This window comes from Rhizobium sp. ZK1, from assembly GCF_047782645.1.
Taxonomy (GTDB): Bacteria; Pseudomonadota; Alphaproteobacteria; order Rhizobiales; family Rhizobiaceae; genus Rhizobium.
Window position 1 is genome coordinate 1,099,120 of record NZ_CP180587.1, and the last position, 24,666, is coordinate 1,123,785.

Consider the following 24,666-nt stretch of genomic DNA (forward strand, 5'->3'; position numbering starts at 1 on the left):
CCGCGAAACAGGAATTCCGTTCGCGGCGGCGACAGTAGCTTTCATTCAGAAGCGATCAACATCGAGGATGGCCTGGGCGAAGGCTTGCGGTGCCTCCTGCGGCAGGTTGTGCCCAATGCCGCCGGTGATGGTGCGGTGTTCGTATTTTCCGGTGAACCTCTTGGCATAGGCCGATGGCTCCGGATGCGGGGCGCCATTGGCATCGCCTTCCATGGTGACGGTCGGCACGGTAATGATCGGGAAGGCGGCAAGCTTCTTTTCCAGCGCGTCGTACTTCTTTTCGCCCTTGGCAAGGTCAAGCCGCCAGCGGTAGTTGTGGATGGTAATGGCCACGTGGTCGGGGTTTTCAAAAGCCTTGGCCGAGCGGTCGAAGGTCGCGTCGTCGAAATTCCATTGCGGCGAGGCGAGCTTCCAGATCAGCTTGGCGAAATCGTGCCGGTTGGCCTCATAGCCGGCGCGGCCCCGCTCGGTGGCGAAATAGAACTGATACCACCAGGACAGCTCGGCCTGCGGCGGAAGGGGCTTCCTGTTGGCTTCCTGGCTACCGATCAGATAGCCGCTGACGGAGACCAGGCCCTTGCAGCGTTCCGGCCAGACAGCAGCCATGATGTCTGCGGTGCGACCGCCCCAATCGTAGCCACCGATCACGGCGCGCTCGATATCAAGAGCATCCATGAAGTCGATCATATCGGTCGCGATGGCGGCCTGCTGGCCGTTACGAGGGGTCTTCGCAGAGAGAAACTCGGTCGTGCCATAGCCGCGAAGATACGGGATGATGACGCGATATCCGGCATCGGCAAGGATAGGTGCGACATCGACAAAGCTGTAGATGTCGTAGGGCCAGCCATGCAGCAGAAGCACAACCGGGCCGTCTGCCGGACCGGCTTCGGCATAGCCAACGTTGAGCACGCCAGCCTTGACCTGCTTCAGCGCCTGAAACGAAGTGTATGTCCCAGCCTTAACCGTCGGCGCGGTAGCTTGCATCGATTGGGCGCTGGCGGCGCCGGTCAGGCCGAATTCGGTCGCTGCCATCGTCATGGCAGCTACACCGAGAAAATGACGACGCTGAAGATTGATTTCGTTGGACATTGGCTCTCTCCGTTTTCAAGTTGATGACAGGAAAAAACAGCCGGCATGTATCCCGGATGTTTCGGGCATCCGGCTCTATTGCATGCGGATGTAGCATCCGGCCTACTGGATACGTTCTGATACAATTCTCCGCTGTCTCATTCGGACTTCCGGTGCATGAGGAAGTCACGAAGCACGACGGCATTGTTGTGCTCATCATCTTGAGCGGCATAGAGCAGCGTAACAGGACCCTTCTTCGCGAAATCTGCCACGAGCTTCACTTCCTCTTCCTTGTGCCGAAGCTCCTCCGTGTAGCGCCTGTGGAACTCCTCCCAACGATCCGGCTCATGATTGAACCAGTGACGCAGTTCCGTGCTCGGCGCGACATCTTTCACCCAGGCGTCGAGAGCGGCGCGCTCCTTGCTGAGGCCGCGCGGCCAGATCCGATCGACCAGCAGGCGGGCGCCATCCGTGCCTGCCTTGGCCGCATAGACACGTTTGAGCTTTATGGCTTCCACTTCGATCATCTCCACATCCTCCGTGCCTGAACGACGATCTCGGACGGGATGATTCCGGCCAGATAGAGCAACAATGGAGGAAGGATAGCGCAGCCACGATCGTGGCGCTTCCTACACTTCGGTACAGTTCGCCGCAAAACCGGACACATCCGGGATACATCGCCTCGACCAGATTGGCCCCGTTGCTGGTCGAGCCGCATCGCCGTCCAGAGCCCTTAACCCGGTTTCAAAGGAAACGATGATGACGCTACTTATCATTGCCTACCTCGGAGGGGCGCTGACCATATTCAGCCCATGCATCCTCCCCATCCTTCCCTTCGTCTTTGCTCGCGCCGGACAGCCTTTCGTACGCAGCACGCTACCGATGCTAATCGGCATGGCCGCCACCTTCGCGCTTGTGGCAACACTTGCTGCCGTCGGCGGAAGCTGGGCGATCAGCGCCAATGAATATGGCCGTCTTGCCGCACTGGCCCTGCTTGCCGTCTTCGGCGTCAGCCTGCTTTCGCCACGCGTGGCAAGCTTCATCACTCAGCCGGTCGTCGATTTCGGCAACCGCCTGCTGAATGCGTCCGGCAAGACCGGTTCTGCCCCGACAGCGGCAAGCGCGCTCATTCTGGGCATCGCGACCGGTCTGCTCTGGGCACCCTGCGCCGGGCCTATCCTGGGTCTGGTCCTGACAGGGGCAGCTCTCCAGGGCGCCAATCTCGAGACGACTTTCCTGCTGATTGCCTATGCCGCAGGTGCCGCCACCTCGCTCGCGGCGGCCCTTTCCGTCGGCGGAAAGATTTTTGCCGGCATGAAGAAGTCGCTTGGCGTCAGCGAGCGGATTCGCCAAGGGCTGGGAGCCGCCGTGCTTGCAGGCGTCGTCGTCATCGCACTCGGTCTCGACACCGGTCTACTGTCGCAGCTTTCCTATGCCAGCACGGCGTCCTTCGAGCAGGCCGTGCTCGACAAACTCAACGTGAAGCCGACCGACGGCGTGCCGTCCGAGGTTGCAAGCAATGACAAGATGATCGGCCTCGCCGATACCAAGACGCCTTTCCACAGCGACCTTCCAGTCGAAGGCTCTGCTCCGCCGCTCGATGGCGCCGTCGAATGGCTGAATTCGCAGCCACTGACCATGGAACAGCTCCGCGGCAAGGTCGTGCTCGTCGATTTCTGGACCTATTCCTGCATCAACTGCATCCGCACCATCCCCTACGTCCGTGCCTGGGCTGAAAAGTACAAGGACCAGGGCCTGGTGGTGATCGGCGTGCATGCCCCGGAATTCGCCTTCGAAAAGAAGATCGACAATGTCAAAAAGGCCATTGGCGACTTCAAGATCGGCTACCCGGTCGCAATCGACAACGACTACAAGATCTGGCGTGCCTTCGATAACAGCTACTGGCCGGCTCATTATCTGATCGATGCCAAGGGCCAGATCCGCGAACATCACTTCGGCGAAGGCAACTATCGACAGACTGAGCAGGCGATCCAGGACCTGCTGCGCGAAGCCGGCAGCGAGATGGCAACAAGCGCACCGGTCGTGCCGGATGCGAAAGGTGCCGAAGTGAGCCCGGACCTGAAGGACATCGGTTCTGGCGAGACCTATATCGGCTACAAGCAGGCCACCGGCTTTGCGTCCAATGAAAGCATGCGTGCCGATGCCACCAGGGACTATTCGGTGAAGCTGCCGGGTCTCAACCAGTGGGGTCTTTCGGGCAAATGGACTGTCGGTGCCGAAGAGGCCACGCTCGATCAGGCGGGCGGCGGCATCGCCTACCGCTTCAGCGCCCGCGACCTGCATCTCGTTCTTGGCCCAAGTGCTGACGGCAAACCGATCCGCTTCCAGGTAACGGTCGACGGCAAGGCGCCGGGTGCCGACCATGGCAGCGATATCGACGCCGATGGAAACGGCACGGTGACCTCGACCAAACTCTACCAGCTCGTGCGCCAGTCCGGCGCGGTGGAAGCACGCAATTTCGAGATCCGCTTCTACGATCCCGGTGTCCAGGCCTACGCCTTCACATTCGGGTGACATTCACTCTCACATTATACTTGAACAACAGGAGCAATAACCATGAAATACCAGTATCTTTCCACCATAACCCTTGCCTTTGCCACCAGTGTCATCGCTTTTGCTTCCCAGGCGGCCGAGGTGAAAAACATCGTCATCGTACATGGTGCGCTCGCCGACGGCTCCGGCTGGCGCCAGGCAACCGAAATCCTCGAAGGCCGCGGCTTCAACGTCACCATTGTCCAGGAGCCGATCACCTCGCTTGCCGATGATGTCGCCGCAACCAACCGGGTTCTTGACCTACAGGATGGCTCGACCCTACTGGTCGGCCACAGCTATGGCGGCATGGTAATCACCGAAGCCGGCAACAACTCCAATGTTGCAGGCCTGGTCTATGTCGCGGCCTTCCAACCGGACAAGGGTGAAAGCCTGATCGGCCTTGCGAGCTCGAAGCCTGCCGGCGGCATGAATATCCGCGAGACGAAGGACAGCAAGTATCTCTATCTCGACCCGGCCGCCTTCGCGAACGACTTTGCCGCTGACCTGCCGAAAGACGAAGCGGCCTTCCTGGCAAGATCACAGGTTTTCGCGTCCAAGGAAGCCTTCTCGGCAAAAGTCGGCGCACCCGCCTGGAAGACCAAGAAGAGCTGGACGATTGTCGCCACAGAAGACCGGTCGATTAATCCCGACCTCGAACGAGACATGGCAAAGCGGGCGGGAAGCGATGTCACCGAGATCAAGGCAAGCCATGCGGTTTTCGCCTCGCAGCCGGAAAAGGTCGCGGACGTCATCGAAAAGGCTGCCGAAGCAGCAGGTAAATAATCAAGTCGTTAAAGCCGGCGGATCATTCCGCCGGCTCGTTTTCTGTGAACGTGTCCCTCATCGCCTTTATGATGACGACCGCCGACGCCGCACCCGGGTCGATATGGCCGAGCGATCGTTCGCCAAGACGGGCGGCGCGGCCGCGGGTGGCGACCATGGAGCGTGTCGAGCGTGCGCCCGCATCGGCGGCGTCGACAATCTCGGCCCACATGGCCGAAACGCTCGCCTGCCGGTCGCGTGCGGCGGCTGCCGCTTCGGTTGCCGGGATCCAGGCATCCAGCATCGTCTTGTCGCCGCGCTCTCCCTTGCCGCGTTCCCTGATACCTGATGTCATCGCCTCAACGATCGCCGCCTGGCCGGCAACCGAGAGCGCTTCGTCCTGCTTCAGGACCTGCGCCGCCTTGCGAAAAGCCGTCGCATAAAGTGGTCCGGTCGACGCACCGACTGCATCGAGAAAGGCCGAGGCGGCTATCGAAAACACCTCTGACGGCAGCATCTCATCGAGATCGCGCTTTGCCAGTTCGCCATTCACCGCCTGGAAACCGAGTGCCATTGTGATGCCGTGATCGGCATCGCCGATCGCGCCATCCAGATCGGAGAGATGGTCCTTCTCAGCCGAAATTGCGACCGAGATCCGGTGAAACATCCTGCTGAGGCGGCGGGCTGCGTTTGCCGACATGCGTATCCTCCCAATTCCATGCAGCCCAGCCCCTGGGATGCTGTCTTCTCTTTTTTCAGTCTACGACCCTGAGGAATGCCGTATCGCAAGGATGATGCAGCATATCCGTTAGTTCCTGATCGAGATGCAGGACCGATATGGATGCGCCGACCATGTCGAGCGATGTGCAATAATGCCCCACCCAATTCGCCTCGATCTTGATGCCCTTTGCACTCAGCCGCTGTTCCACGCGCCTGAAGAGAATGTAGAGCTCCATCAGCGGCGTGCCGCCGAAGGAATTGACCAGCACGGCGACACGATCTCCCGAGACCGCTTTCATCTCCGAGAAAATCCTGTCCATGACGACATCGACGACGGCATCGGCGCTCATCATCCTCTCCCGCATCACACCGGGCTCGCCATGGATACCCATACCGATCTCGATGTCATCAGGTCCGATCTCGAAATTATGGCGACGCGTCTGCGGCAGCGAACTGGGTTCAAGCGCGACACCCATGGTGAAGGTCCGTGCATTGGCCTTGCGGGTTACGGCTTCGCAGGCATCGAGCGACAGGCCGCGGTCGCAGGCTGCACCGGCGATCTTGAAGATGAAGAAATTGCCGGCAACACCGCGGCGACCATCCCGGTCCTCCAAGGGCGAGGAAGAGATATCGTCGGTCGTCACGACCGTGCGGACCTCGATATTCTCCTCCGCGCCCATCTCGGCGGCCATCTCGAAGTTCATCACATCGCCGGCGTAATTGCCATAGACGAAGAGTACCCCCGCTCCGCCCGATGCCGCCTTGGCGCATTGCAGGATCGGCCCCGGCGGCGGCGAGGAAAAGATGTTGCCGACCGCGACCGCATCGGCAAGCCCCTTGCCGACATAGCCGAGAAAGGCGGGTTCATGCCCCGTACCACCCCCGACGACCAGACCGACCTTGCCGGCCCGCGGACCCGAACGGGCAACGAGCGCACGGTGGGAACTGTCGACCGGGCGAAGGTAGTTCGCATGTGCCTTGACGACTCCATCGAGCATTTCTTCCACGACATCGTCGGGGTTGTTCAGGAACTTCTTGATATGAGTACGGAAGCCAGTCGGCGGTGTGGTGATCTCGCTGTCCACCTTCGGGCGCTGTGAGAGCTTCTGATCGACCTCCGTCACGCCATCGGCATTGAGAATGCCGCGGCCGGTCGCCGCATCGGTGATGAGCACATTGACATAGCCACCACGGAGTGCGGCAAGAATGGCCGGCACCTTGTCGAAACCGCCGGCAACGGCGATGCGCGTGTTGATTTTCTTCAACAGATCGAGCGATATGCCGACCGTGCGGTCGTCCAGCGGTCCCGCGACAGGGCGTCCGTGACCGTCGATAAAACGGCCCGCCACCACACCGGTCGCATCCTTGGCCAGATAGTCCTGCAGCGATACGGAATCGAAAAAGCCGCTTGTATGGATGGTGGAATTCGGCCGCATGGAGGCGATGCCGAAGATCACCTTGTTCGCCCGTGAAAGCGCCTCGAACTGCCCGTCGATCAGCGGCTCGCGCAGGAACACATCGCGGACCGCGGAGCTGGAGACGATAGCAGGTGCTGCAATATTGACGAGCTTGGCATCGACCGCATCGGCAAAGGCCGCGGCACAAAGCTCCGGCGTATAGGCGAAAGTCGCGCTCGTTCCGCCCGTCGCCTGCACGACGGTCATATCCTGAAGCCCCGGAATGGAAGCCTGCTCGCCGACCGCCATGATCGTGCGCCCCCAGACAACCGCCAGCGTGTCGCCGGATTTGAGGATCTTCTGCAGGGCCTGGGCGCCTGCAGAGCCGAGCCGCTCGATCAATGGACGGGTATTGTCGTCGCTCGGCACGACAAGACAGTCGTGCAGACCGAAATGCCGCTTCAGCTCCTGGGCGATGGTCAGCGAACTTAGCCGCGCTGGTTCGATGGAAATGTTGACGATGCCGCGGGCACGCGCATCGGCGAGGTAGCTGTTCACCGTCGCCCGCGAAATGCCCATCGTTTCGGCGATATCGCCCTGAGTCATGCCGTCTTCGTAGTAGAGCCAGCACGCCCATACGTAGGGATCGTCCCCGTAGCGCAACGGAATGGGCTCGGCCGCGATATCAGCCGTACCATTCTTTCGTGCCGATGATGTCTTAGCGGTCATCCTGCCTGGTTTCCCTCATCCAAATCGACGGCGAAGATGAGCGTAAAAGCTGCAGTTTTCAACGTGCCCTCGCCCGATTGTTCCCGGCCGCCGCCGCGGCCGGGATGGTGATGCAAGGGAGGATCACGGGCTCTCACCAAAGCCCGGTCTGTCAGGCGGGCTGGAGCCTTGTCTCTACGCCATCAGCCAGCGACTTCAGGATCAAGGCACAAGAGGTTGCGCCCGCATCGAGCACGCCGAGCGAACGTTCGCCAAGGCGGCTGGCGCGACCGATCTTGGCGACGAGATCGCGCGTGCTGTCCCGCCCGGCTTCAGCGGCCGCAACGAGGGCCGTAAGCGCCTCGCCAAAGGATTTGCCGCTGCCGACCGCCGTATCGAATGCTGTGATTGCCGGCACGAGCGTATCGAGCAGTGTCTTGTCGCCGACCTTTGCCGAGCCGATTGCCTTGATACCGTCGAGGCCATTGTGCAGCATGGTGCTGAAGGTCGCGGCGTCGATCACATCAGACTTTTCAATAGTTTCGGCGAACTGCGTGAACATCACGCCATAGAGCGGCCCCATCGAACCGCCGATCTCTGTCATCAAGACCGTGCCGAGCGTGTCGAAGGCTTGCGCCAGCGACATGTCCGCCCCCTTGATGCGTTCGGCAGCCATACCGAACCCCTTGGCCATGTTGACGCCGTGGTCACCGTCGCCGATCTTGCCGTCGATTTCGCTGAGATAGGCGCGGTTTTCGATGATCTTGTCCGCCAGCGAGAGAACGATATCGCCCGACCCGGCATTCTGAAATTGCTGCATTCCGCCTGCCTCCCTTCAGAGCATCGCCGGGCATTGGACGTCGATATCCAGAAGCCGTTTCAGCTCGTCGTCCAGTGCCATCACGGTCAGCGTTGCACCGACCATTTCCAACGATGTGAAATAATTGCCGATATAGACCTTGTGGATCTTCAGTCCGCGTCCAGTGATTTCGGATTCGATCGTATCATGAAGAATATAGAGCTCGTTGAGCGGCGTGGCGCCGAGACCGGAGACGATGATCGCAACTTCCGTCCCTGCGGCAAGTTGATGGTCGTCGAGAACGATCTTCGCCATCTCTTCGGCAACTTCCTTGGCCGATTTCAGCGGTTCGACACGCACGCCGGGCTCGCCGTGATGGCCGATGCCGACCTCCATCGTACCCGGTTCGATGGCGAAATTCGGATGGCCGACAGAGGGCAGCGTGCAGGGGCCGAGGCCGACACCGATCGATCGGCAATTGTCGATCGCCTTCTGTGCCGTCGCACGGACTTCCTCGAGGCTCGCGCCCTCGGCAGCCTTCGCCGCTCCGAACTTCCACATGAAGATTTCGCCGGCAACGCCGCGGCGTTTTTCGCGCTCCTCGGGGCCTGCCGAACATACATCGTCATTGGCAACGACCGTGGCGATCTCGATGCCTTCCTTCGCCGCAAGCTTGATCGCCATCTTCACATTCATGTTGTCGCCGGCGTAATTGCCATAGAGGCAGACGACACCCTTGCCGCCATTGGCCGCGCGGGCCGCATCCAGGAAGCTTTTTGCGGTTGGCGAGGAAAAGAGTTCGCCGACAGCGACAGCATCCAGCATGTTGCGGCCGGTATAGCCGATGAAGGCAGGCTCATGACCCGAACCACCGCCGGTAATGACGCCGACCTTGCCGGAGACCGGCGCATGAAGGGCGGCGATGACACGGGGATTTTCCGAAGACAGCCTGACGATATCGCCATGGGCCTTGACGAAGCCCTTAACGGTATCCTCGACGACCTCATCCGGATTGTTGATAAACCGCTGCATGATAACTCCTATCTACCGCGCGTCAGATAATGGTGTAGCCACCGTCGACCAAAAGGTCCGCGCCATTAATCATATCGGCGCCGTTGGAGGCGAGGAATACCGCCGCCGCCGCAATCTCCTCGGGGAACGCGAAGCGTCCGGACGGAATGCGCTGTTTCAGCGCCTCACCGCGCGGGCCATCCCATGCCTTTCTGCCGAGGTCGGTCAGGACAACAGTGGGAGAGATCGTGTTGACGTTGATGCCGTGCTTTCCCCATTCAGCGGCAAGCGTCTTGGAAAGACCGATCACGCCAAACTTCGATGCGCAATAGGCAACATGCTGATCGATGGCGACAGTGCCAGCCTGGGAAGCCATGTTGATGATCTTGCCGCCCCGGCCCGCCTTGATCATGGCGCGGCCGGCAGCCTGGGACACCAGGAACGTGCCCTTCAGATTGATGGCGATGGTCTTGTCCCATGCATCGAGGCTGAGTTCTTCTGCAGGGGCGAGCATGACGACGCCGGCGCTGTTGACGGCAATATCGATGTGGCCGAACGCGATCTCGAGATCGGCAACGACTTTTTCGACGGAGTGCGGATTGGACACGTCACAGACGAAGGATTTCGCACCATTGCCGAGTTCTTCGGCTTTGGCGCGCGCCACCGATTCATTGATGTCGATGACGGCAACGACGGCGCCTTTGGCAGCCATGGCGGATGCAATGGCGCTGCCGATACCGGATGCGCCGCCCGTGACCAGAGCGACCTTGCCGCTCAGCGAAAAGTTCAGGTCAACCTGTTTGGAGTCAGTCATGGCTCTGTTCTCGATCTGTCTGGGATATGGGGCGGGATCTAAATCCCGCCCCAGGGAGGATTACTTGCGCGTGGAGAGCAGCTTGTCGACGTTTTCAGCCGTCACCGGGGTCCACGGAACATTATAGGTCTTATCCTTGCCGTCGTTCCACGGCATGTCCTTATAGGTGGTCCAGATATCGGATTCGGGCTTGTAGTTGCCTTTCTTGGCGTTGAAAATCGCCAGATCCAAAGCACCCTGCGCCTGGGCGCGGGCATCCTGAAGGATCGAGGTCATCTCGCCGGCCTTGGCCGCACGCAGCGCATCGGTGACGCCGTCGATGCCGGCAATGGCAAAGCTCTTGACGTCGAGGCCGGCGGCCTTGATCGCCTCGATGGCGCCAAGCGCCATTTCATCGTTCTGACCGATAATCCCATTGATCTGGTTCGGGTGCGAGGTCAGCCAGTTTTCCATCAGCGTCTGGGCTTCGGCACGTGACCAGTTTGCAGTCTGGTCTTCGAGAACCTTCACATCTGGGCACTCGGCAAGCGCCTTCTTGTTACCTTGCAGGCGCTGGATCTGCGCAGACTGGCCGACCGGGCCTTCGATGATGACGACATTGCCCTTGCAACCGATCTTGTCCAGAACGCTCTTGGCTTCGAGATAACCCGACACCGTATCGTCGGAACCGACGTAGGAGGTCAGCTGGTCGGAATTAACGCGGGTGTTGGAGCCGATGACGGGAATGCCGGCATCGACCGCAGACTGAACGGCAGAGGCACCTGCATCGACGTCGATCGGTGCAAAGATGATGGCGTTGTACTTCTGCGTGATCATCGTCTTGAACTGATCCTGCTGGACCAATGCGTCATAGCGGCCATCGAAAACCGTCAGTTCGACTTCACCGCTCTTGACGGCCGGGTGATCCTGCAGGGCTGCGGTCCAGATCTGCATAAACTCCGCGTTCAGGCCGTAAGGTGCTGCACCGATCTTGATCTTTTCCTGGGCTGCGGCAGACGTCGCCAGCAGCGCCGTTGCCGAAGCAAGCGCAATCAGAAGCTTTTTCATTGTCAATTTCCTCCACTTTGGGTTTAGGCCGCCGGCATGGCTTGCCTGTCGGACGGAGCGAACGAAGCGCCTGCCCCGAATTTCTGTGAGTTGAGCTCAGGCTCCGAAGTTTCGTTTCTGGTCGAGCATCACGGCGCCGACGATAAGGGCGCCCTTCAGAACCTGCTGGTAGTAGGACTGGATACCCATCAGATCGAGACCGTTGTTCATGACGCCGATGATGAGCGCGCCGATCAATGTTCCTGTTACGCGGCCGACACCGCCAGAAAGGCTCGTGCCACCGATGACCACAGCGGCAATCGCGTCCAGCTCATAGGCAACGCCGGCCTGCGGCAGGCCTGAACCGGTGCGGGCGCTGAGCAGGATGCCCGCAAGCCCTGCCAGGCCGCCGGAAATGACGTAGACGGTGAAGCGGATACGATCGGTATTGATGCCCGAGGTCTTGGCCGCATGCGGATTGCCGCCAACGGCATAGATATAGCGACCGAACCGCGTACGGTTGAGGATCCACCAGGAGACCGCAAAGACGACCGCAAGCACGATGACCGGCGCGGGAATGCCGAACACATCACCAGTTCCGATCCAGCGGAAGGCGGGTGTAAGCGCCGGAACCGGACGGCCGCCGCCATAGATCAGCGTCATGCCGCGGGCAGCCGAAAGCATGCCAAGTGTCGCGACAAAGGCCGGGACAGAAAAGCGCGAGACGATCGCGCCAGAGATCGAGCCGCAGACGACACCGACCAGGACACCGACCAGCAGGCCGATGGCAACCGGATGGGGCGAACCGATAACGCCGGCCGTTTCCGAAGTGGTGGCAAAACTGGCGCTAACGATGCCGGCCAGCGCCACGACCGAGCCGACCGACAGGTCGATGCCGCGCGTCAGGATCACGAAGGTCATGCCGATCGCCAGCACGCCGTTAATCGACGTCTGCAGCAGCACGTTGGAAATATTGCCGCCGGTTAGGAAGAACTCGTTCGAGAACGACAGGATAACGACCAGCAACAGGAAGGCGAGGAAGATCCCGTATTCCTGCACGATCAGGCGTCGCTGCTCGGTCTTGAACCAGCCGCCCGCACTCTTGTTCTCACTCACTGACACTGCCTGCTCCTCTGCCGCCGGACGAACGCCCTGACCCCGGTCAGGTCGATAAGTGGACGAGTGATTGGGCATTCGTCTCCTCCCGGCTGTATATTCCGGCGCTCTTGCCGCCACGCATCACCATGATGCGGTCCGACATGCCGAGAACTTCGTCGATTTCCGATGAGATCATCACCACGGTGCCGCCGCCTTCGGCGAAGTCGCAGATGATGCGATAGATTTCCCGCTTGGCGCCGACATCGACGCCGCGTGTCGGCTCATCCAGCAGCAGGACCTTAGGGTTGCGCAGGAACCATTTGCCGAGAACGACCTTCTGCTGGTTGCCGCCGGAAAGGCCCGACACCGGCATGGTGTCACGCGCTGCCTTGATCTGAAACTGTTCGCGCATGCGCTTACTGGCATCCACTTCCTTCGCATGGTCCATGGAAAAGGCCGGGCTCAGTTCAGGCAGGCTCGCCATGCAGATATTGGCGCGAACGGAATCCGAGAGATTGAGGCCTGTCTGCTTGCGATCTTCAGTGACGAGCGCCAGACCATGGGCCATCGCATCCGATGGCTTTGCAACCGAGATCGCCGCACCATCGACCGAGATGCGCCCTGCGGACGGTTTGTCGAGTCCGAAAAGGCAGTTGAAAATCTCCGTGCGGCCAGAGCCCATGAGCCCGTAAATGCCGAAGATCTCGCCCTTATGGGCGGCAAAGGAAATATCCTCGATCTTGTTCGGGCAGGAGAGTGCGCTGACCTCAAGACCGATATCCGACGTCGGCCTATTGGTCTTGATATATTCTTCGGCGAGTTCCCGTCCGACGATCATGCGGATCAGGCTCGGCCGGTCGATCTCCGACAGGGCGCCGGCACCAACGAAGGAGCCGTCGCGAAAGACCGTGTAAGAATCGGCAATCTGGAAGATCTCCGACAGCCGATGGGAAACGTAGACTATGCCGCGTCCCTGCGCCTGGAGGCGGCGGATCGCCGCAAAGAGCTGCTGGGCTTCACGCTCGCCGATGGCCGATGTCGGCTCGTCCATGAAGATGACTTCGGCATCGTGGCTGAGCGCCTTGGCGATCTCCACCAGCTGCATCTGCGCGACCGAAAGGTTCATCATGTATTGGGTAGCGCGGATATCGAATTCCAGCTCGTCGAGCAGCTTCTGCGCCGCCCGGTTCATGCTGCGAAAATCGATGCCGCCGAAACGAGCTGACGGTTCTCGGCCGAGATAGATGTTCTCGGCGACCGTCATGTGTGGAACCGGACTCAGCTCCTGCTCGATGATGGCAATGCCGGAGGCAAGCGCGTCAGCCGGGCTGGAGAAATCCACCTCCTGGCCGCGGCGGCGGATCGAGCCGGCATCGCGCTTGTGAATGCCCATCAAGATTTTCAGGAAGGTCGATTTGCCGGCGCCATTGCCGCCGCACAGCGCATGGACCGAGCCGGCGCGAAGTTGGAAACGGCCGTCACGCAAGGCTGCGACACCGCCAAAGGACTTCTTGAGCCCCTCCACTTCCAGCAGAAATTCCACGTCCGCCTCCTCCGCGCATGCACCTGGCGAGCACAATACAGCGCGCCATTCGACACCTGAAAACCTCCGCCCGATGTCAATGCTGACAATATTCGATTGGTATTCGACAAATGTCAAGCGATGTGTGATCACGTAAATGGCAGGGCACATCGAGAGCCGAAACGACACCGAAAAGGCCTGCATTTTCGGGCGCAAGGGCGACGTAGCGGCACGAATGAGGGCCGACAGAAAATCGAAAAGCCGAAAGGAAACACACACTGAAAATGGCATCGGGGCCGACAGCAGCGGCCAACCGCTGCTCGATGTCATTACCTCTCACCCGACCGAAACGATAAGCATCGCGGTCACGGATCTGAGCGAGCCGGGCTTCTATGCCGACGCGTCGCAGAAGATTGTCTGGAAGGCTGTCGATGGCGAATATGGGCGCGCGGTCGGCCCCGAACGCACCAAGGCGATCATCGACACCTACCATGCCTCCAGCCTCTACCCGAACGGGCCTTTGGCTGAAGACGTCAAGGCAATCAATCGCCTGGACAAGGCCAAAAGTTGAGTTTTGTCACGAGAGCTTTTGCCGCCCGTAAAGCAGCAGCATACCGATGATGACAGCACCATAGATCAGCTGGCGGCCAGCCTCCTCGATCTGCATGACCGAGAGGATCGACTGCAGCAGCGTGATCAGGATGACGCCGGCAACGGTTCCGAGATAGGAGCCCTTGCCGCCAAGAACGTGCGTGCCGCCGAGCACCACGGCGGCAATTGAGGGTAGGAGGTATGCGTCGCCCATGGACTGGGAGGCTTTCGAAGCATAACCGGCAAGAAGCACACCGCCGAGCGCACTAAGGCCGCCTGAAATGATGAAGGCCAGAAGGGTGATCCTGCGCGTATTGATGCCGGACATGTAGGCGGCGCGTTCTCGGTTGCCGATCGCATAGAGCGCCCGGCCGAAGGTCGTGCGCGTCAAAAGGAACACGGCGAACAGACCGACGAGGAGCCACACCAGAACTCCGTTCGGAAGCCCCGGTATGGTGTAGCCCGTTGCCAGGAAGCGCATGGCAGCGGAAGCCGAATCCTGCGGCGAGAAGCCGCCCGTATAGACCACCATCAGACCTTGAGCGACCGCATTGGTGGCGAGCGTGATGATCATCGAGGGGATGCGCAGATAGGCGACTGCAATGCCGTTGACGAAGCCGATTGCAGCACCACAGAGAATGCCGAAGGGAATTGCGAGAACCGCGCCTGTCGTCCCGTAAGCGGTGGCGGCGCATGCCATCATCGCCCCCGTCGTCACCACCCAGGGCACCGACAGGTCGATCTGTCCAAGCAAGATGACCGCCATCATGCCGGTTGCAATGACGCCGAGGAAAGAGGCCACCTTCAACTGCTGCATCAGGTAATCCGGGGACAGAAAATTGGCGGAATAGAGCGAGCCGCCGAGAAGCAAGAGGATGATGCAGCCGAAGGCGATCGCAACCGCCGGGTCGACACCGCGCAGCCGGGCGGGTAAGGGAATTTGCCGCATGCCGGAAGCACCCTCGCTCATTGGAACCACTCCAGACGATTGCGAACTCGCGACAGGCCGATGCAGCCGATGCTGACTGCCAGCATCAGCACCACGCCCTGGAAGAGCGGCTGCCAGAGCGGATCGAGATCGAAGACGAACAGAAGGTCGCCGATGGTGCGAAAGGCCAGCGCGCCGAAAACGGCGCCGACAGCGCTTCCCTTGCCGCCCGCCAGAGAAACGCCGCCGAGCACCACCGCCGCGATCGAATAGAGCGTATAGGCGTTGCCGCTCGCAAAAGCCGCCTCGCCCGTATAGGAGAAGAAAGTCAGATAAAGCCCGCCGATCGCTGATAGTAGGCCGGCCAGCGCGTAAGCCGCAAGCTTTGCCCGCTTCACCGGCATGGCCGACATGTAGGCGGCATTTTCTGCCGATCCCACGGCATAGGCGGTGCGGCCGAGCACCGATCGGCTGAAGGGTACCCAGATCACCAGGACGACGAGGGCGAGCACCACGAGGCTTGCCGGTATCAGGCCGAAAAGCTTCGAGGTGAAAGCATCGGCGAGATCCTCATTCACCGAGCCGCCGGGCGTTGGCCTCAGCAACAATGCCAGACCGTAGAAAACCGCGCTGGTCGCAATCGTCGTGACGATCGGCTGCAACCTGCCGAAGATGATGACGAGCCCGTTCAGCAGACCGCAGGCGAGCCCCGTCAGCAACACGGCAATTATGCCAAGCCCGGTCTGCAGCGGCGTGCCGACCACGAGCCATGAGGCGAGGCAATTGCACAGGACGAGGATCATGCCGACCGACAGATCGATGCCTGACGTAATGACCACGAAACACTGCGCCATCGCCACGAAAGCTAGCAACGTCGCCTTGTTGGCGGCCGTTTGCACCACATTGGGCGTAAAGCCGGCCGGATGGTTCGAGACATAGAGAATGAACATCAGGATGAAAAGAAGCGCCGCAAAGAGCGTGCCCTTCTGCTGAACGTACCAATAACGCCATTCCCCTGTCGCCTGTCTGCTCATTGGGCCATCCTTTGCTGCGCCTCGCCAGCGCCGATGTTGAGCGCGGCGCTGACCAGCTCGCGCTCGTTGATCTCGTCTCCCTCGAGGACGCGGATGATGCTGCCATCATACATGACGAGCACGCGGTCGCAGCAGCCGACCAATTCGTCATAGTCGGTCGAATAGAAGATGATGGCCGCACCCGCGTCGGCAAGCTTGCGCAGCAAAGCGTAGATCTCCTGCTTGGTGCCGACATCGATGCCGCGGGTCGGGTCGTTGAGCAGAATGATGCGTGGGCGGTTCATCAGCCATTTGGCGATCACGACTTTCTGCTGGTTGCCGCCGGACAGCGAAGCCACCGGCATGTCGATCGTTGCCGCCTTGATGGCCAGAAGCTTCAACAGCTCGTCGATCTCCCGAAGCTCTGCTGCCCGGTCGATCACGCCATTGCGCGAAACGCGGTCGAGCGCGGCGATCGACAGGTTCTCCCGCACCGTCATCGGCAGCATCAACCCCTCGGTCTTCCGGTCCTCCGGGATCAACGCCATGGAGATATCGCCGGATTTTGCCGCACCGGGGCTCTTCAACCTTACCGGCCGGCCATCGACTGCGACTTCGCCCTTCAGGTCACGCAACACGCCGAAAAGCGCCAGCAGCAATTCGCGCTGCCCCTGCCCATCCAGCCCACCGAAACCGATGATTTCACCAGGCCGGACATCGAAGTCGATTCCGGAAAGCCGGTCTCCCCAGGAGAGGTCCCGGCAGGACAGAACCGGCGCGTCTGCCTTCGATCGCAGCGGCTTGGGTGGAAAGACATGGGTATATTCGCGTCCGATCATCAGCTCCACGACCTGCTGATCGGTCTTGGTACCGGCGGGATAGGATTCGATGCTGCGGCCATTTCGGAAAACCGTGCAGTCATCGGCCAGTTGCGCAATCTCATGCATACGATGGGAAATATAGATCAGCGCCATGCCCTCGGCACGCAGCTGTTTCAGCACCCCGAAAACCTTCTCGACATCCGATTGAGTGAGCGCCGAGGTCGCCTCGTCGAGGATCATCAGCCGCGGCTTGCGGGCAAGCGCCTTGGCGATCTCCACCATCTGCCGGCGGGAAAGGGGCAGGTCCTTGACGAGCGACGACGGATGGATATCGGCTGCTCCGGCGCGGGCAAGTGCCGCCTCTGCAATCTGGCGCTGTCTTTTACGATCGATCATGCCGAAACGAAGTGGCGGATTGCTGATGACGATGTTGTCGGCCACCGAAAGATCGGGAATGAGCGACAGCTCCTGGAAAACACAGACGATACCGGCGGCATTGGCGGCTGCCGGCGAGGCGAAGGAAACCTCGTTCCCATCGAGCAGCATGCGTCCCTCGTCCGGCGCAACCACCCCTGCCATGATCTTGATGAGGGTCGATTTGCCGGCGCCGTTTTCGCCAAGCACGGCATGGATCGCGCCCGGCCGGATCGCGATACTGGCCTCCTTCAGCGCTATCGCGCCGCCATAACGTTTCGATATGCCTTCCAGGCGCAGAAGCGGTTCGGAAAGGATCATGCAGCCAGCCTCCATTCGGTCGCGTCGAGGTCGAGACTGCGGGCGCGAACGCCCGCAGTCAGGTCCGGATGGTGGCGTCTACTGGTTTTCCTTGGTCTGTCCCATGATTTCCTGTGCGGAGAAGTTGATGCCGCAGGTCGGGAAGGAATTGCCGACGAAAAAGTTGTCGGATTCCTTGGGATAGTAGTCCTCGCCTTCCTTGAAATCAGGATCGGAAACGAGTGCCGTCGGCAGCTTGACGGCCTGAGGAACGACCTGACCTTCGAGAGCCGCGATCGCAGTCTTGATGGCAACCGCAACCTGCGCCGGGCCGGTACCCGCTGAAGAGCATTTCAGGCCATCGGCCGCATGGGCGGCGCAGAATTTGCGGAAGCCGTTCTCCGTCTCACCGCCGAACGGCACGAAGGGGTGCTTCGCGTCGATCATCGCCTGCACGACGCCGGTGTCACCGCCCTGCGCGGTAATGCCATCGAACGGGCCATTGGTGGCAATCGCATCGGCCGCTGCCTTCTGCGCTACACCATCATCCCACTTGCCAACGACTTCAGTGACGGTGAATTTCTTGCCGGAAGCATCCAGAGCCTCATGAATACCGTTATGGCGATCGGTATCGACGGAGGTGCCGGCAACGCCGCGCACTTCCAGGATCTTGCCGCCCTGCGGCAGGTGCTTCACCAGCCAGTTGGCCCAGATGACGCCAAGGCCTTTCTGGTCGACATTGACGTTGATCGCATCCTTGGTGTCGAGGATATTGTCGAAGGCGACGAGAACGACGCCGGCTTCCTTGGCGCGCTTGATGACCGGTCCGAAGGCTGTCGGGTTCTGAGCGTTGACGACTATGGCATCATAGCCGGCATCGATGAAATTGTTGATCGCCGAAATCTGAGCCGGAACGTCCTCGCCGGTCGACACGACCTTGAATTCTTTCAGCTTGGCGGCGACATCTGGCTGGGCGGCATAGGCTTTTGCCGTCTGCACCATCTGGATGCGCCAGGTATTGGCAATATAGCCATTGGCAAGCGCGATGCGGTAAGGACCATCCTTCTTCGGATATTGCAGGAACTGGGTTTCGGCCGACCACGGAACCATGCAGTTCGGATCGGCGGCGGGGCCGGATACCACCTTCGGTTCCGCCATGGCTGTGCTACAGAGCAGAGCAAACGCCGACGCGGAAAACGCGGCGATACGGGCCATCTTCGCTTTCTTCACCTTGAGCATTGAATGTCTCCTCCTCAGGCGGACCAGGCCGCCCCTCCATAAATTCTGATTGGCATGCTGATCCCGGAAGGCTCCATCCCATCCTTTTCCGGTACAATTTAAGCCTAACATAGTTGACAGCGCTGTCAAATCGGATTTGCTAGCGCTGTCAACTACAAAGACCGAGAGGAAATATTTCGCAATTGCGAGATAAATTACGGATCGGCACGACTTTGCTGCATGGAGTGAGACAGCGATGCGAAGAATAACCTTGGATGACGTGGCAAATCTGGCCGGCGTCAGCCCAATCACAGTTTCACGCGTACTTCGCAAGCCTGATGCGGTCTCGGAGGCGCTGCGGCAGCGCGTCAATGCTGCCGTCCAGGAACTCGGCTATGTGCCGAACATCGCGGCCAGCCGCCTCGCCTCTTCGCGTACGCATGCGATCGGCGTCATCGTCCCGACCCTCTACAATGTCATCTTTGCCGAATATCTCTTCGCACTGCACGATGTGCTTGTCGGGGCGGGCTTTCAGGTCGTCGTCGTCAACAGCCGGTATTCCGAGCTGGAAGAGGAAAACGCCATCAAAGTGTTGCTCGGCCAACGCGTCGAAGCAATCATCATCGCCGGCATCCATCATACGCCGCTTTCCCATCATCTTCTGACGCGGGCACACTTGCCAGTTGTCGAGACATTCGAGTTGTCGCCAGATCCGATCGACCTCAATATCGGCATGCTGCAAGACCGCGCCGGGCAGGCGGCGACGCAGCATCTCATCGACCGCGGCTTCCATCGTATCGCCTTCCTGGCGGGCAACCTCGACCATCGTTCCCAGTCCCGCTTCGACGGCTATCGCCTGGCGATGCAGGAAGCAGGCCTGGAGAACCTTGAGATCGTCACCCAGCGGCCGCGGCACAGCTCGGTTGCGCTCGGCTCCGATCTCCTAGCCCTGATGCATGAACGCGGCGACCGCCCCGAGGCGATCTTCTGCACCGACGACAACGTGGCGCTCGGCGCCATGCAGGAATGCCGCAAGCGCGGCATCCGCGTGCCTGACGATATCGCCATCATCGGTTTTCATGATCTGGAATTTTCCGCCTGTGCGTCACCGTCCCTCTCATCGATCATGACGAGACGTTTCGAGACGGGCAGGCTTGCCGCCGAAAAGGTGCTGGCCGCCCTCAATTCGACGAGCCGCCAGCCACCGAACCAGATCGATCTTGGCTTCGAGGTCATCGCCCGCGAAAGTACGGGCGTGACCGTCGCGGCTTCTGGCTAAGCCGCAGCCTGAACCTCGCTCTTAGCGATCGTGACGGGAACGCCTTTGTAGCTGGGTGTGCCTGACTTGCGATCGTAGTGACCGAGCGCGATCACCGCATTCATTTCCGGATAATAGCCCGCCACCGAACCGACGGGGATACTATACTCGACAGCCGTGAAACCGATGACGGTTTTCCCGCCGCCGTTGCCGGTGGCTGAACGGATATCGATCCGGTCTCCATCACGCAGGCCTCGTTCAGCAAGATCCTGACTGTTCATGAAGATGACGTCACGGCGGCCGAAGATGCCGCGGTAGCGGTCGTCGAGGCCATAAACGGTCGTGTTATACTGATCGTGGCTTCGCAGCGTCGTCAGCACGAGCGTCATAGGGTCCTTCAGGCGGGGATCTTCATCGAGACCGGGGGCGACGAGGAAGTTTGCCTTTCCGCTCGCCGTCTTCCAGACGCGGTAAGAAGCCGGAACATCGAGCCGGAAACCGCCGCGAACGCGAACACGGCTGTTGAATTCGCGAAAATCGGGGAAGACCACTTCGATCTTGTCGCGGATGCGGTCGTAATTGGCGATCAGCCCGGTCCAGTCGATGCCATATTTTGTACCCAGCGTCGCCATCGCAATACCTGCGATGATGGCAGGCTCGGACTTGAGCAATTCGCTCGGCGGCTTCAGGAAACCGCGCGATGCATGCACCATCGACATGGAATCTTCCACCGTCACCGCCTGCGGGCCTGATGCCTGGGTGTCGAGGTCGGTTCTTCCGAGGCAGGGAAGAATGATCGAGGTCTTTGCCGTCAGCAGATGTGAGCGATTGAGCTTGGTTGCAATATGGACGGCAAGATCGAGCTTACGCATTGCTTCGAAGGTGACATCCGGATCGGACATGGCAACGGCCAGATTACCACCGAGGCAGATCAAGGCCTTGGACCGACCGGCAGCGATCGCTTCGATGGATTCGATTGCATTGTGGCCTTTTCTGTCGGAAGGTCGGAAGCCAAAGGCACGTTCCATGCCGTCGATCAGCATCTTGTTCGGAATTTCGGTGATGCCGACGGTTCTGTCGCCCTGCACGTTGGAGTGACCCCGCAGAGGGCAGAGACCAGCGCCAGGGCGGCCAATATTGCCGCGCAGCATCAGAAAATTGGCAAGCTGCTGGACATTGGCCGTACCATTGGCATGCTGGGTAATGCCCATGCCGTAGCAGAGGATGACGTTTCGGGCGTTGAGGTAGACATCGACGGCGCTCGCCAGCGCTTCCATTGTCAGGCCGGAGACGCTGAGAATATCGCTCCAGCTGGTATTGGCGAGATCAGCCTTCAGATCCTCGATACCGGCGGTATGTTCGGCAATGAAGGCCCGGTCGATAACGCCCTCGCCGCCAGCAGCGATATCAGCCTCGTCACGTTCGAAGATCAGCTTCATGAGGCCCTTGAGGGCGGCAAGATCGCCCCCGGTGCGGAGCTGGTGATAGGCTGATGCGATGCGCGTCGAGGAGAAGGTCACCATCTCTACCGGGTTCTGCGGCGCGGCAAAACGCTCCAGCGCCCGCTCCTTCAGCGGATTGAAGACGATGATCGGAACGCCGCGCCGGGACGCCTCATGCAATGTCGTCATCATGCGCGGATGGTTGGTCCCGGGATTGTGGCCGAAGCTGAAAATGGCATCGGCATGATCGAAATCCTCAAGCGTCACCGTGCCCTTGCCAACGCCGAGAGACAACGGCAGGCCGACGCTGGTCGCTTCGTGGCACATGTTCGAACAGTCGGGGAAATTGTTTGTGCCATAGGCACGCACGAAAAGCTGATAAAGAAAAGCCGCCTCGTTTGAAGCACGGCCGGATGTGTAAAATTCGGCCTCATCCGGGCTTGCGAGCTTGTTGAGCTCAGCGCCAATCAGGCTGAAAGCGTCGTCCCAGTCGATAGCCTCATATTTGTCGATGACGCCGTTGTATTTCAGCGGATGCGTCAGACGACCCTGATCCTCGAGCTTGTGATCGATCCATTCCCAAAGTTCGGAGACGGTATGCTCGGCAAAGAATTCAGGCGGGACGCGACGAGCGGTCGATTCCCAGGTGATCGCCTTTGCACCGTTTTCACAGAACTCGAAAGAGGATGTGTGCTTGGGATCGGGCCAGGCGCAGCCCGGGCAATCAAAACCTTCCGGCTGGTTTGCCTTGAGCAGGGTGGCGCTGCCCTGCGCGACGATCTGCTGATGCTTCAGCGTCTCCGCCACCGCCTTCAGCGCGTCCCATCCCCCTGCGGGACGCCCGTATTCCTCAACACCATCAGGACGTTCGTCGCTCATCTTCGTTCTCCGTCTTCAAGGTCGCCCGACGATAACAGCGATAGATCGGGCCGTGCATTATACTGAGGCATAGGTAGCGCAGTGGCCCCCAAAGGCATGGATGTTGCGGCCTCTTCTCAAAGACCCATACGCAGATCGGATATTGCACAGATATACAGCAAAATGATCAATTTTTGGTCATTGTGTATTTATGCCTAAAATTTTGCCTTTTTGGCTTGTGCGCCTTGCTGCGCTGCGTCATAAATGCTCAATGAGCCGGCTCGATCTGACCATTCTAGTGATCGATGAAAATACCATTCGCGCCTCCATCATTGAAGAGGGGCTGCGGGAGGCTGGCCATGCGCGGGTGACTGTCATTCACGAGGTTCAGGGCGTGGCGCGCATCATCGATACGTTAAGGCCCGACGTGATCATCATCGATATCGAAAACCCCAATCGCGACATGATGGAGCATCTGTTCCAGCTCACCCGCACGGTTGGCCGGCCGATCGCCATGTTCGTCGACCGCTCCGACACGGCCTCGATCGAAGCCGCAGTGGATGCCGGCGTTTCGGCCTACATCGTCGACGGGTTGAAGAAAGAGCGCGTCAAACCCATTCTTGATATGGCAGTCAGCCGCTTTAATGCCTTCAGCCGGCTGCAGCGCGAACTTGCCGATGCCAAATCGGCTCTCGAAGAGCGCAAGGTGGTGGAACGCGCAAAGGGCATTTTGATGAAGATGCGCGGCCTGTCTGAGGAGGAAGCATTTGCACTGCTTCGCCAGACAGCCATGAACGAGAAGAAGAAAATGTCCGACATCGCCCAGAGCGTCGTCACCGCGGCGGGGCTTTTGATGTGATGGCGGCTCCGTGTGCTGATGTCCGGAGGAAGCCGGAGTGAATATGATGACGACAAATCTCGGTCCCGGCGCCAGCCTGCCCGCCCCCGCACGGCTCAATGGCGAGGGCGACAGAACATTGAGAGCCGGGTTCATCCCGCTTGTCGATGCCTCCGTACTGATCGCTGCCTCCGAATTCGGTTTCGCCCGGAAGGAAGGCCTGAAGCTCGATCTCGTCAAGGATGTCTCCTGGGCCAATGTCCGCGATCGCCTTGCCTTCCGGCAGTTCGATATTGCTCACATGCTCTCGCCAATGCCCGTTGCCTCCATGCTCGGCCTCGGCTCCAACCCATCCCCGACGATTACGCCCTTCTCTCTCGGGCGCGGCGGCAATGCGATCACGCTTTCGATCCGCCTGTTCGACAGGATGCGGAATGCGACCGGGCTTTCTGAAACTGCCAGTGCGCTGGAAAACGCCAAGGCGCTCTCAACGGTGCTGGCGGAAATGAAGGCAAGCTGCGAGCCACTGCCGACTTTCGGCGTCACCTATCCCTTTTCCTCGCATAATTACGAATTCCGTTACTGGCTTGCCGCCGGCGGCATCGATCCGGACAAGGACGTCAAACTCGTCGTCGTGCCGCCCCCGCTGACCCCGGATGCACTGGCTGCCGGCGCGATCGACGGTTTCTGCGTCGGCGCACCATGGAACATGGTAGCGTCAGAGCGCGGTGCCGGGCGTATCGTCGCTGCCAAACAGGATATCTGGCCATCTGCACCGGAAAAGGTGATCGGCATGCGCCCGGAATGGGCGGACAGCCATCCGGAAACAGTCTCCCGGCTGATTGTCGCTCTCGACGCAGCGGCTCGCTGGTGCGACCGGCCAGAAAACCACGATGCGCTTGCCGAGGCCCTCGCGGATGCCCGCTATATCGCAGCGCCGGTTCACATCATCCGTCACGTGCTGGCCGGCGAGTTCAGCCTTGATGCAAAGGGCAACCGCCGCATCATCGATAATTACTTCATGTTCCATTCAGGTTTTGCCAACTATCCTCGCACGAGCCAAGCGCTCTGGATCTACAGTCAGATGATCCGCTGGGGACAGGCCGAACTTGGACTAAACCCCGCACGCGCAGCCGCTTCCGCCTATCGCCCGGACCTTTATCGTGCAGCCCTTGGCGAGGGCAGCGCGCCCATCGATGCCGACGTACGCATCGAAGGCGCCGACGAAAACGACCGCTTCATGGACGGTCACGTTTTCGATCCATCGAAACTGCCGGATTATATTGCGGGCTTTGAAGTGAAGAGCGACCTGTCCTTGATCCCGCACTCTTATGAGACCTGAAGGGGTTACTGCATTGCATAAATCACTTGCAGCATTTTCGATCTGCGACTGAGCAATCGCACAAAAGTTTTGCAGAGTGATTTCGTGCTTCAAAAAGCAGCGGTAGCTTTTACCCGAAGCAATCTCCTTTAATTTCAACAGCCTGCAGAAATACCTACAAACTGG

At 60.0% G+C, this 24,666-nt stretch carries 21 protein-coding genes; 6 read left to right on the forward strand and 15 right to left on the reverse strand.

Translation table 11 applies throughout. From position 1 onward, the window contains the following. Positions 1 to 45: 45 nt before the first annotated feature. Both ACK9YZ_RS27665 and ACK9YZ_RS27670 read right to left on the reverse strand, forming a co-directional pair. On the reverse strand, positions 46 to 1,089 hold the full coding sequence (locus ACK9YZ_RS27665) for an alpha/beta fold hydrolase (RefSeq protein ID WP_416068401.1): 1,044 nt from the start codon (positions 1,087 to 1,089) through the stop codon (positions 46 to 48). Positions 1,090 to 1,226: 137 nt separating this feature from the next. Next, positions 1,227 to 1,595 carry a DUF488 domain-containing protein gene (locus tag ACK9YZ_RS27670; RefSeq protein WP_416068402.1) on the reverse strand — a complete coding sequence of 123 codons (369 nt, stop codon included), beginning with the start codon at positions 1,593 to 1,595 and terminating at the stop codon, positions 1,227 to 1,229. Positions 1,596 to 1,827: 232 nt separating this feature from the next. Between ACK9YZ_RS27670 and ACK9YZ_RS27675 the strand changes: the two genes are divergently transcribed. Together ACK9YZ_RS27675 and ACK9YZ_RS27680 are read left to right on the forward strand one after the other, a co-directional pair. After that, positions 1,828 to 3,603, forward strand: coding sequence for a cytochrome c biogenesis protein DipZ (locus ACK9YZ_RS27675; RefSeq protein WP_416068444.1), 1,776 nt, complete (start codon positions 1,828 to 1,830; stop codon positions 3,601 to 3,603). 42 nt (positions 3,604 to 3,645) lie between these two features. Beyond that, a complete protein-coding gene (locus tag ACK9YZ_RS27680; protein WP_416068403.1) occupies positions 3,646 to 4,404 on the forward strand; it encodes an alpha/beta fold hydrolase in 759 nt (252 codons plus the stop codon). Between the two features lie 22 nt (positions 4,405 to 4,426). On the opposite strand, the gene dhaL (ACK9YZ_RS27685) is transcribed toward ACK9YZ_RS27680, so the two are convergent. The 8 genes from dhaL (ACK9YZ_RS27685) to ACK9YZ_RS27720 all read right to left on the reverse strand — a co-directional run bounded on the left by dhaL (ACK9YZ_RS27685) (position 4,427) and on the right by ACK9YZ_RS27720 (position 13,499). After that, a complete protein-coding gene (dhaL, locus tag ACK9YZ_RS27685; protein WP_416068404.1) occupies positions 4,427 to 5,083 on the reverse strand; it encodes a dihydroxyacetone kinase subunit DhaL in 657 nt (218 codons plus the stop codon). Between the two features lie 55 nt (positions 5,084 to 5,138). Next, positions 5,139 to 7,229, reverse strand: coding sequence for a bifunctional sugar-binding transcriptional regulator/dihydroxyacetone kinase subunit DhaK (locus ACK9YZ_RS27690; protein ID WP_416068405.1), 2,091 nt, complete (start codon positions 7,227 to 7,229; stop codon positions 5,139 to 5,141). Between the two features lie 151 nt (positions 7,230 to 7,380). Further along, complete coding sequence (gene dhaL / locus ACK9YZ_RS27695) at positions 7,381 to 8,028, reverse strand: dihydroxyacetone kinase subunit DhaL (RefSeq protein WP_416068406.1); 648 nt, start codon at positions 8,026 to 8,028, stop codon at positions 7,381 to 7,383. Positions 8,029 to 8,043: 15 nt separating this feature from the next. Next, positions 8,044 to 9,039 (reverse strand): dihydroxyacetone kinase subunit DhaK, encoded by a 996-nt coding sequence (locus ACK9YZ_RS27700; RefSeq protein ID WP_416068407.1) that lies wholly within the window; start codon positions 9,037 to 9,039, stop codon positions 8,044 to 8,046. Positions 9,040 to 9,061: 22 nt separating this feature from the next. Next, positions 9,062 to 9,832 carry an SDR family oxidoreductase gene (locus ACK9YZ_RS27705; protein WP_416068408.1) on the reverse strand — a complete coding sequence of 257 codons (771 nt, stop codon included), beginning with the start codon at positions 9,830 to 9,832 and terminating at the stop codon, positions 9,062 to 9,064. A 60-nt stretch (positions 9,833 to 9,892) separates the two neighbouring features. Next, entirely contained in the window at positions 9,893 to 10,879 is a 987-nt protein-coding gene (locus ACK9YZ_RS27710; protein ID WP_416068409.1) for a substrate-binding domain-containing protein, read from the reverse strand. A gap of 96 nt (positions 10,880 to 10,975) precedes the next feature. After that, positions 10,976 to 12,052, reverse strand: coding sequence for an ABC transporter permease (locus ACK9YZ_RS27715; protein WP_416068410.1), 1,077 nt, complete (start codon positions 12,050 to 12,052; stop codon positions 10,976 to 10,978). Further along, a complete protein-coding gene (locus ACK9YZ_RS27720; protein WP_416068411.1) occupies positions 12,021 to 13,499 on the reverse strand; it encodes a sugar ABC transporter ATP-binding protein in 1,479 nt (492 codons plus the stop codon). Before ACK9YZ_RS27720 ends, ACK9YZ_RS27715 begins: the two co-directional genes overlap by 32 nt. Positions 13,500 to 13,635: 136 nt before the next feature. On the opposite strand from ACK9YZ_RS27720, the gene ACK9YZ_RS27725 reads away from it, so the two are divergent. Then, on the forward strand, positions 13,636 to 14,049 hold the full coding sequence (locus ACK9YZ_RS27725) for a hypothetical protein (protein ID WP_416068412.1): 414 nt from the start codon (positions 13,636 to 13,638) through the stop codon (positions 14,047 to 14,049). Positions 14,050 to 14,055: 6 nt separating this feature from the next. Here ACK9YZ_RS27725 and ACK9YZ_RS27730 read toward each other — a convergent pair whose 3' ends face one another. The 4 genes from ACK9YZ_RS27730 to ACK9YZ_RS27745 all read right to left on the reverse strand — a co-directional run bounded on the left by ACK9YZ_RS27730 (position 14,056) and on the right by ACK9YZ_RS27745 (position 18,784). Continuing rightward, entirely contained in the window at positions 14,056 to 15,039 is a 984-nt protein-coding gene (locus ACK9YZ_RS27730; protein WP_416068413.1) for an ABC transporter permease, read from the reverse strand. Beyond that, complete coding sequence (locus tag ACK9YZ_RS27735; RefSeq protein ID WP_416068414.1) at positions 15,036 to 16,031, reverse strand: ABC transporter permease; 996 nt, start codon at positions 16,029 to 16,031, stop codon at positions 15,036 to 15,038. Before ACK9YZ_RS27735 ends, ACK9YZ_RS27730 begins: the two co-directional genes overlap by 4 nt. Then, positions 16,028 to 17,566: a sugar ABC transporter ATP-binding protein gene (locus ACK9YZ_RS27740; RefSeq protein WP_416068415.1), complete on the reverse strand. Its 1,539-nt coding sequence runs from the start codon at positions 17,564 to 17,566 to the stop codon at positions 16,028 to 16,030. The genes ACK9YZ_RS27735 and ACK9YZ_RS27740 overlap by 4 nt, the downstream gene beginning before the upstream one ends. Before the next feature lie 78 nt (positions 17,567 to 17,644). Beyond that, the gene (locus ACK9YZ_RS27745; protein ID WP_416068416.1) at positions 17,645 to 18,784 is read right to left on the reverse strand and encodes a sugar ABC transporter substrate-binding protein; all 1,140 of its coding nucleotides are present in this window, start codon (positions 18,782 to 18,784) and stop codon (positions 17,645 to 17,647) included. Between the two features lie 235 nt (positions 18,785 to 19,019). Here ACK9YZ_RS27745 and ACK9YZ_RS27750 point away from each other — a divergent pair, with 235 nt between their 5' ends. Then, complete coding sequence (locus ACK9YZ_RS27750; protein WP_416068417.1) at positions 19,020 to 20,042, forward strand: LacI family DNA-binding transcriptional regulator; 1,023 nt, start codon at positions 19,020 to 19,022, stop codon at positions 20,040 to 20,042. Here the strand turns inward: ACK9YZ_RS27750 and ACK9YZ_RS27755 are convergent. Then, positions 20,039 to 22,342, reverse strand: coding sequence for an FdhF/YdeP family oxidoreductase (locus tag ACK9YZ_RS27755; RefSeq protein WP_416068418.1), 2,304 nt, complete (start codon positions 22,340 to 22,342; stop codon positions 20,039 to 20,041). The two genes, ACK9YZ_RS27750 and ACK9YZ_RS27755, sit on opposite strands and share 4 nt — an antisense overlap. A gap of 250 nt (positions 22,343 to 22,592) precedes the next feature. Here ACK9YZ_RS27755 and ACK9YZ_RS27760 point away from each other — a divergent pair, with 250 nt between their 5' ends. Together ACK9YZ_RS27760 and ACK9YZ_RS27765 are read left to right on the forward strand one after the other, a co-directional pair. Beyond that, complete coding sequence (locus tag ACK9YZ_RS27760) at positions 22,593 to 23,180, forward strand: ANTAR domain-containing response regulator (protein WP_007816832.1); 588 nt, start codon at positions 22,593 to 22,595, stop codon at positions 23,178 to 23,180. A gap of 43 nt (positions 23,181 to 23,223) precedes the next feature. Next, complete coding sequence (locus tag ACK9YZ_RS27765; RefSeq protein ID WP_416066838.1) at positions 23,224 to 24,501, forward strand: CmpA/NrtA family ABC transporter substrate-binding protein; 1,278 nt, start codon at positions 23,224 to 23,226, stop codon at positions 24,499 to 24,501. Positions 24,502 to 24,666: the final 165 nt, after the last annotated feature.

Coding starts and splice junctions, on each gene's coding strand:
- ACK9YZ_RS27665 (WP_416068401.1), bottom strand. CDS start 1,089: ATGTCCAACGAAATCAATCTTCAGCGTCGTCATTTTCTCGGTGTAGCT.
- ACK9YZ_RS27670 (WP_416068402.1), bottom strand. CDS start 1,595: ATGATCGAAGTGGAAGCCATAAAGCTCAAACGTGTCTATGCGGCCAAG.
- ACK9YZ_RS27675 (WP_416068444.1), top strand. CDS start 1,828: ATGACGCTACTTATCATTGCCTACCTCGGAGGGGCGCTGACCATATTC.
- ACK9YZ_RS27680 (WP_416068403.1), top strand. CDS start 3,646: ATGAAATACCAGTATCTTTCCACCATAACCCTTGCCTTTGCCACCAGT.
- dhaL (WP_416068404.1), bottom strand. CDS start 5,083: ATGTCGGCAAACGCAGCCCGCCGCCTCAGCAGGATGTTTCACCGGATC.
- ACK9YZ_RS27690 (WP_416068405.1), bottom strand. CDS start 7,229: ATGACCGCTAAGACATCATCGGCACGAAAGAATGGTACGGCTGATATC.
- dhaL (WP_416068406.1), bottom strand. CDS start 8,028: ATGCAGCAATTTCAGAATGCCGGGTCGGGCGATATCGTTCTCTCGCTG.
- ACK9YZ_RS27700 (WP_416068407.1), bottom strand. CDS start 9,039: ATGCAGCGGTTTATCAACAATCCGGATGAGGTCGTCGAGGATACCGTT.
- ACK9YZ_RS27705 (WP_416068408.1), bottom strand. CDS start 9,832: ATGACTGACTCCAAACAGGTTGACCTGAACTTTTCGCTGAGCGGCAAG.
- ACK9YZ_RS27710 (WP_416068409.1), bottom strand. CDS start 10,879: ATGAAAAAGCTTCTGATTGCGCTTGCTTCGGCAACGGCGCTGCTGGCG.
- ACK9YZ_RS27715 (WP_416068410.1), bottom strand. CDS start 12,052: ATGCCCAATCACTCGTCCACTTATCGACCTGACCGGGGTCAGGGCGTT.
- ACK9YZ_RS27725 (WP_416068412.1), top strand. CDS start 13,636: ATGGCAGGGCACATCGAGAGCCGAAACGACACCGAAAAGGCCTGCATT.
- ACK9YZ_RS27730 (WP_416068413.1), bottom strand. CDS start 15,039: ATGAGCGAGGGTGCTTCCGGCATGCGGCAAATTCCCTTACCCGCCCGG.
- ACK9YZ_RS27735 (WP_416068414.1), bottom strand. CDS start 16,031: ATGAGCAGACAGGCGACAGGGGAATGGCGTTATTGGTACGTTCAGCAG.
- ACK9YZ_RS27740 (WP_416068415.1), bottom strand. CDS start 17,566: ATGATCCTTTCCGAACCGCTTCTGCGCCTGGAAGGCATATCGAAACGT.
- ACK9YZ_RS27745 (WP_416068416.1), bottom strand. CDS start 18,784: ATGCTCAAGGTGAAGAAAGCGAAGATGGCCCGTATCGCCGCGTTTTCC.
- ACK9YZ_RS27750 (WP_416068417.1), top strand. CDS start 19,020: ATGCGAAGAATAACCTTGGATGACGTGGCAAATCTGGCCGGCGTCAGC.
- ACK9YZ_RS27755 (WP_416068418.1), bottom strand. CDS start 22,342: ATGAGCGACGAACGTCCTGATGGTGTTGAGGAATACGGGCGTCCCGCA.
- ACK9YZ_RS27760 (WP_007816832.1), top strand. CDS start 22,593: ATGAGCCGGCTCGATCTGACCATTCTAGTGATCGATGAAAATACCATT.
- ACK9YZ_RS27765 (WP_416066838.1), top strand. CDS start 23,224: ATGATGACGACAAATCTCGGTCCCGGCGCCAGCCTGCCCGCCCCCGCA.